The 6,842-nt window shown below is 70.6% G+C and carries 6 protein-coding genes and 1 riboswitch; all 6 genes read right to left on the reverse strand.

Annotated features, from left to right (window positions below; genetic code table 11):
* Positions 1-6: 6 nt before the first annotated feature.
* On the reverse strand, positions 7-699 hold the full coding sequence (locus tag IF78_RS0129315) for a LysM peptidoglycan-binding domain-containing protein (RefSeq protein ID WP_031481385.1): 693 nt from the start codon (positions 697-699) through the stop codon (positions 7-9).
* 4 nt (positions 700-703) lie between these two features.
* Positions 704-903: riboswitch (cyclic di-AMP (ydaO/yuaA leader) on the reverse strand.
* Positions 904-1,101: 198 nt separating this feature from the next.
* On the reverse strand, positions 1,102-2,166 hold the full coding sequence (locus tag IF78_RS0129320; protein ID WP_031481387.1) for a transglycosylase family protein: 1,065 nt from the start codon (positions 2,164-2,166) through the stop codon (positions 1,102-1,104).
* Between the two features lie 167 nt (positions 2,167-2,333).
* Positions 2,334-3,614, reverse strand: coding sequence for a cytochrome P450 family protein (locus IF78_RS0129325; RefSeq protein ID WP_031481389.1), 1,281 nt, complete (start codon positions 3,612-3,614; stop codon positions 2,334-2,336).
* Between the two features lie 499 nt (positions 3,615-4,113).
* Positions 4,114-5,088: a nucleoside triphosphate pyrophosphohydrolase gene (locus IF78_RS0129330; protein WP_031481391.1), complete on the reverse strand. Its 975-nt coding sequence runs from the start codon at positions 5,086-5,088 to the stop codon at positions 4,114-4,116.
* Positions 5,089-5,323: 235 nt separating this feature from the next.
* Positions 5,324-5,968 carry a SurA N-terminal domain-containing protein gene (locus tag IF78_RS0129335; RefSeq protein WP_031481393.1) on the reverse strand — a complete coding sequence of 215 codons (645 nt, stop codon included), beginning with the start codon at positions 5,966-5,968 and terminating at the stop codon, positions 5,324-5,326.
* 198 nt (positions 5,969-6,166) lie between these two features.
* The coding region (locus IF78_RS0129340) for a tetratricopeptide repeat protein (protein WP_031498532.1) at positions 6,167-6,842 on the reverse strand (676 nt) is incomplete at its 5' end.

Genomic DNA, 6,842 nt, shown 5'->3' on the forward strand with positions numbered 1-6,842 from the left:
CCGCTGTTACTTCAGGTGCAGCTGCTGACCCGGGTAGATCAGGTCGGCGTCCTCGACGATGTCCTTGTTGAGCTGGAACAGCTTCTCCCAGCCACCCTTGACGTTCTGCTTCTCGGCGATCGTGCTGAGGGTGTCACCCTTGACGACCTTGTACTCGCCGTCGCCCTTCTTGACCTTCTTGCCGGTCGGGGTGGTGACGGTCTTGCTCGACTTCTTCTCGGCGGCCGGACGCTCGGCGGAGCGGGAGGCCGACTGCTCCTCGGTGGAGCGGGTGGTGCTCTCGCTGCTCTGCGAGGAGCCGCCGGCGGCGGAGCCGGTGTAGGCGGCGCTGGACAGGCCGGTGCCGCAGTGCGGCCAGGCGCCCTTGCCCTGGCCCGCGAGGACCTTCTCGGCTATCTGGATCTGCTGGGCCTTGGTCGCCTTGTCGGCGGTGGCGGCGTACGCCGTGCCGCCGTACGCGGCCCAGGTGGAGGCGGAGAACTGCAGACCGCCGTAGTAGCCGTTGCCGGTGTTGATCGACCAGTTGCCGCCGGACTCGCACTGGGCGACGGCGTCCCACTCGGACGCGGTGGCGGCCGAGGCGCTGCCGGCCGCCATCAGCGGGGCGGCGACGGCGGCGGCGCCGGTGACGCCGACGACGGCGATGGCGCGAGCGGCCTTGGACGGACGACGGTGCTTGCCCTTGCTGGAAAACAGCATGGAGAGATCCCCTCACCGACGCCTGCGAGGTGAGCTGTCGGGTTCGGGCCGGTTGAGTTGCCCGGCCGCGCACGTTCGCCTTTCGGCTCGCGTTGCGCGGCTTCACCCCAAGCCGACTCCGGCCGTGCGGCCCCGAAGGGCCTCAACTGCCGGACCCGGCACAAACCTTGGGTCCCCCGCTCCTGCCTACGGCGCTTGACGCGACGACTGTTCCCGTACGGCCGCCGGCAGGATTCGGCGTGACGGCTGTCGGGGCTCGCACTGGTGGCGAGCGATCACGACCGTAGACACTCGATTCCCGGAATTACAAAGACGATCAGGGCTTCTGAGATCTATCTCTCACTGCATCTAAAACGGACATTCAGGAGCGAAGTGGGGCGCGAACTCCCGTTGCTTTTCGCCCTATTCGGCAGGGACTTCCAGGGTCTGACCGGGGAAGATGTGGTTCGCGTCAGCACCGATGTCCTGCTTGTTCGCCTGGTACAGCGCACGCCACCCGCCGTCGAGGTCAAGGGAGTCGGCGATGGAGGCGAGAGTGTCGCCGGCGCGGACGGTGTACGAGGCATGGCGGCCCGAGGACTTGACGGTGCCGTCGGCAGCCTCGCTCTCGTCGGCACTGGCACCGCGATGACGCCCGGAGCCGACCGCGGCATCGACCGTTCCGGCGTCGGCGGCACCGGTGTCGACGAGACCCCAGGAGCCCGCCCGCTGCTCCGAGTTGTCCTGGTCGTCGCCCGTGGGCGTCTGCGTGGGGGAGCCGTCGGGCGACTGGGAGTTCTCCGCGCCGGAGGTTGCGTCCGACTTTGCGGAGCTGTCTGCCTCGGAGGGAGAAGCGGGCGAAGAGGAGGGATCCTGGGAGGATTCGGACGAATTATCGGCGGAGCCGCTCGCCGAGCCGGGAGAATCGGAGGCACTCGAGGAGTTCGAGGAGCCGTCGGACGACCCATCGGACGCGGACGAATCCGACGAGTCGGATGACCCGGATGACTCGGATGAGCTGGACGAGTTCGACGAATCAAGCAATCCGGATGATCCGGACACCTCGGACGGGGAGTCCTCCTCCACGCCGGTGTCGAGGTCGACCGATCCGGACTCCTGGGTGAGCCCGCTGAGCAGTCCACAGGTACGCCAGGCGCCGACGCCCTGGTCCGCGAGGATCTTCTGGGCCACCGCGATCTGCTGGGAGCGGCTCGCCAGGTCGGGGCTCGCGGCGTAGTCGAGGCCGCCGTACTCTTCCCAGTCCTCCTGGGTCAACTGCAGTCCGCCGTAGCGCCCGTTGCCGTCGTCGGCGCTCCAGGAGCCGCCGCTCTCACACTCGGCCACCTTGTCCCAGACGGTGCCGTCGGCGGCGCTCGCGCCCGTGGCGCCGAGGAGCGGGATGGCGATGGCGGAGCCGGTCACTCCGGCCGCGACGAGGAGAGCCGGAGCCTGACGGGGGCGTCGGTGACGACCGTTCCCGGAGAGCATGCGGGGACCTTTCGCGAGACAGCAGTGAACGCGGCGCCCGAAAACCTGTACGCCATGTTGATCCGTGAAGTTATAGGCAGACGATCACTTGTCACAAGTTAATGCCGCGTAGATCACGTGAAGATCACAGACTTGAGTGCGTGTCACGTTTGCGACGGTGGACGAACTCACCCAACCGGGGTGAACTCCACCGGAAGCGTGCGCAGTCCGCGCATGATGAGGCCACCGCGCCAGCGCAACTCGGCCGGGTCCACGGCGAGTTCCAGATCCGGTAGCCGGGTGAGGAGAGTGGCGAGGGCGGTCTGGCCCTCCAGTCGGGCGAGCGGGGCGCCGAGGCAGTAGTGGATGCCGTGGCCGTAGCCGAGGTGCTGGTTGTCGCGGCGGCCGAGGTCCAGGACGTCGGGGTCGGCGAACCGTTCCGGGTCCCGGTCGGCGGCGGCCAGGACGACGAGGACGGGGTCGCCGGGTGCGACGTGCTGCCCGCCGATGGTGAGGGGTTCGGTGGCGAAGCGCCAGGTGGCGAGTTCGACGGGGCCGTCGTATCGGAGGAGTTCCTCGATGCCGGTTTCGAGCAGGGCCGTGTCGTGGGCGGCGAGGGAGGTCTGCAGGCGGGCGCGCTGCTCGGGGTGGGTGAGCAGGGCGTAGGTGCCGTTGCCGATGAGATTGACGGTCGTCTCGAAGCCGGCGAACAGCAGGATGAAGGCCATGGCGGCGGCCTCGTTCTCGGTGAGGTGCTCGCCGTGGTCGGAGGCGCGGATGAGGCCGGAGATGAGGTCCTCGCCGGGGGTGGGGGCGTCGGGGAGTGCCTCGCGCTTGCGGTGGATGAGGTCGGCGAGATAACCGCGCATCTTCTTCACGGACCGCGCGACGCCGCCCCTCGGACCGCCCTGGTGGCGGATCATCATGCCCGCCCAGTCCCGGAAGTCGTCCTGGTCCTCGCGGGGGACGCCGAGCAGGTCGCAGATGGCGTAGATGGGGAGCGGGAAGGCGAACTCGTGGATGAGATCGGCGCTCCCCTTCTCGGCGAACCCGTCGATCAGGTGGTCCGTGAGCTCCTGCACCCGCGGGGCGAACTCGGCGACCCGGCGTGGGGTGAAGGCCTTGGAGACGAGCCGGCGGAGCCGGGTGTGGTCCGGCGGGTCGATGTTGAGCAGATGCGTCATCAACTCGGCCTTGCGTTCGCCCGGGATACCGGTCTTGCCCTTGGCGTGGGCGGGTTCGTCGTGGTGCGCCGGGTTCTTGGAGAGACGGCTGTCGGCGAGGGCCTGCTTCGCGTCGCCGTACCGGGTGACCAGCCAGGCCTCCACGCCGCTGGGGAGACGGGTGCGGTGCACGGGGGCGTGGTCGCGGAGCCAGGCGTAGGCGGGGTAGGGGTTGGTGGCGAACTCCCAGGTGAAGAGGTCGGGGGGTTCGGGGGTGGGGCTGGTGGGGGCAGGGTGCTCGGTCACTCCTTGACGGTATCCGCCCGCTCGGTGAGCACCTTCCGCGCGGCGTGATGCCCGGTGTCGGCGGCCTTGTGATACCAGGCGGCGGCCTCTTCCGCGACGCCCTGTCCGTGCAGAAGGGGTAGGTGCCGGTGTGCGTCGGGTCCTGGAACCCTTGCTCGGCGGCATCCATCGTCTCGGGACCGCGATGAGCGAACCTCAGCAGGTCGGCGGCAACGTCGTCCCCCGCGTCCGCCGCCCGCCTCAAGTACACCTCGGCCGTTTCTCTGCTGCCTCCAGCGCTTCGTAAAGCACGCGGCGAAACGGTTGCGGACCCGTTTCCAGTCCTCCGACCTCAGCCCGGCCAGGAACACCGCGCTGCCCTGGGCCGCCAGCTCCTCCAACTCCGGTTGCACGTACGCCCCACACCACTCGACCGCCGTCGGTGAATCCACGGTATCCGTCATGGGGCACGCTGTCGGGTCGTCGAAGGACCAGGCCGCGCCTGTCAGGTCACCGAGCCTCAGCCTTCGCCCTCCACCTGACGGATCGCATCCCGGTAGGCCCGCGCGGCCACCCGCAGCGCCGCCTCCGGATCCACCCCCGCCGCCTCCGCCCGCACCGCCATGGCCAGCAGCTCGTACCCGACGCCCTCCCCCGAGGGCAGCGGCACCTCCAGCCCCGCCGTGCGCACCCGCGACGCCAGCTTCGCCGCGAGGGCGAGGCCGGGCTGGCCCAGGGGTATGCCCTCGGTCACCGACTCCCGCCGCTTCTCGACGGCCTTCGTGCGCAGCCAGTGCTCCTTGACCTCCTCGGGGGTCGTCGCGGTCTCGTCGCCGAAGACGTGCGGGTGGCGGTGGATGAGCTTGGTGACGATGCCGCCGGCGACGTCGTCGATGGAGAAGGGGGCGTCCGGGTCCTCCTCCGCGATTCGGGCGTGGAAGACGACCTGGAGGAGGACGTCGCCCAGTTCCTCGCGGAGTTCGTCGCGGTCGCCGTCCTCGATCGCCTCGACGAGTTCGTACGCCTCCTCGATGCCGTACTTCGCCAGGCCCTTGTGGGTCTGCTGGGAGGACCACGGGCACTCGGCGCGGATGCGGTCCATGACCTGGACGAGGTCGAGGAGGCGGGCGCCTGGGAGGTCGTAGGAGGCGGGGAGCAGTTCCAGTTCCGGCATGCTGACGCGGCCGGAGCCCGCGAGGCGTGCCAGGCCGTCCGTCAGAGCCGGCTCGCCCTCGCCCGTCGCGACGACCACGACCGTGTGGCCGCCCGCGCAGGCGGCGATCAGTTCCTCGGCGGTCGGGGCGGCCTCGTCGACCGTTATCCCGGCCTCGCGCAGATACGGCAGCTGCGGATGCGCGCCGTCCGCGCACAGCACACGGTCGGCGTCGTGCAGCGCCTGCCACGCGGGCCAGGACAGCAGGCCGGGCGCGACCCGGTGGCTGGTGGTGAGCAGGACGATGCGGCCGGGGGCGGCTTCGGAGCTGATTGCGTTCACGATCCGAACGTAACCCACGTCGCCGACGACCCCTGGAGTTATCCACAGGCTGGGGTCGGCTCCGCCGTGCCGTTACGCGGCGTCGCGCCACGTACCGCGTACGCGTCCAAGGCGTCCGCGGCATCCGTATGCCGCGTCTTCTGGGGCGCCTCCACTCTCTGCATCGGCGCGCACAGCCTCCGGCCCGCACGGCCTCCGGAGTCTTCGCGACGCCGCGTCTTCCGCAGCCCGGCCGCTACGCCGACTGCTCGACCCCCGCCGCCGTCACCTCGCGCACCCACGGCGTCTTGGCGTCCGCCCGGCTGCTCTTCTGGACGTCCCAGGTGCCGTAGCGCGGGTTGAGGTCGATGTCGAGTTTCTTGGACGCGTCGGAGAGGGCGTTCCAGAAGGCGGGCTTGCCGGTGTCGGTGCCGAGTGCGGTGGCGAGTTTCTGGGCCTCGAGCTGGAGGCGGAGGTTCTCGTCGAGGCGCTGCGGCGGGATGCCGTACTGCTGGAGCCAGGCCGCCTCGAGCGCCTTGGCGCCGCCGACCTGGTTCTCCAGGTCGGCGCGCATGCCCTGGAGCTCCTTGCGGGTGACGGTCACGCCCGCGTCCTGGGCGGCGCGGTGCAGCACCCGGTCGAGGACCATGGTGTGCAGGACATCGCGCGGAAGGGTGCCGGACTTGGCGATGACCTGCGCGTACTGCGCCTCGTCCGGTACGGCCGCACGCTGTGCCGCGCGTACCTCGCTCACCCTGTTCCCCAGCTGCGCGACGGTGATCCGCTGGCCGCCGACGACGGCCGCCGCGCCAGGGTGCGCATCGTTTCCGCAGGCGGTGAGGAGAGGCGCCGCGGCGATCGCGGCGGAGAGGAGGAGCGCGGTGCGACGGCGGCGGTGCAAGGAGACCTCCCGAAGAAGAGCTTGTGCGACGGTGCACAAAGTCTTGCGGTGATCGATGGTAGGCAGTGGGCAAGCTCTGGCCAACCCATTCGACCAACGATTCACCAGGACTTCGGGCACCGAAGCCCACCGAAGCACCCCCGGCCGGCCCTATGCGCCCACTCGGCCCGCTCCGGCCTGATCAGCACACGGCAAGAACTAGCCGCGTACCTGCCCCAGCCACTGCAGCGTCCGCCGCACCTCCCCCGCCAGCGGGTGGCCCGGTCCGTGCAGGCGTTCCACGTCGAGCAGCAGTCGGGCCAGGGTGTCGTGGGCGGCGGGGCGGTCGCCGAGGGCGAGGAGGAGGTGGCCGATGCGGCGGCGGACGTCGTGGGCGAGTTCGGGGTCGCCGCCGGAGACGTACTGGTTCTCGTAGTACGGCAGCAGCGCGCGGTACTCGGCGAGCGCTGCCGCCGGTTCGCCGAGCTGTTCCAGACACTGGGCGGCGTCGTAGCGGTACCGAAGGGCCTGCGGGTCGGCCTGGCCGGCCTCGGCGGCGCGTTCGTCGGCGAGGCGGCGCAGTTCGGGCAGCGCGCGCCGGTACTGGCCGTCGTCCATGAGCGTGGCCGCGTACTGCTTGCGCAGGGTGCGCACGACCGGGGAGTGCTCGCCGTGCTGCTCGGCGGCGGCGGGCAGGATCGCGCCGAGGATGTCGACGGCCTGCGTGATGCGGCCCTCGCCGAGGAGGCGCTTGACCTCGTCGACGGCTCGGGCGACGTCCGGCTTCTCGGTCGCGGTCGGGGCGGGGGTGACGGGGGCGGGCTGTGGCGCGGGCGTGCGGGCGCGGTCCGGCCAGGGGGCGTGGGGGCGCAGGAAGGGGCGGGTGGGGTCGAGG

Origin of the sequence: Streptomyces bicolor, from assembly GCF_000719285.1 — a bacterium.
In the GTDB taxonomy this organism is placed as follows: Bacteria; Actinomycetota; Actinomycetes; order Streptomycetales; family Streptomycetaceae; genus Streptomyces; species Streptomyces bicolor.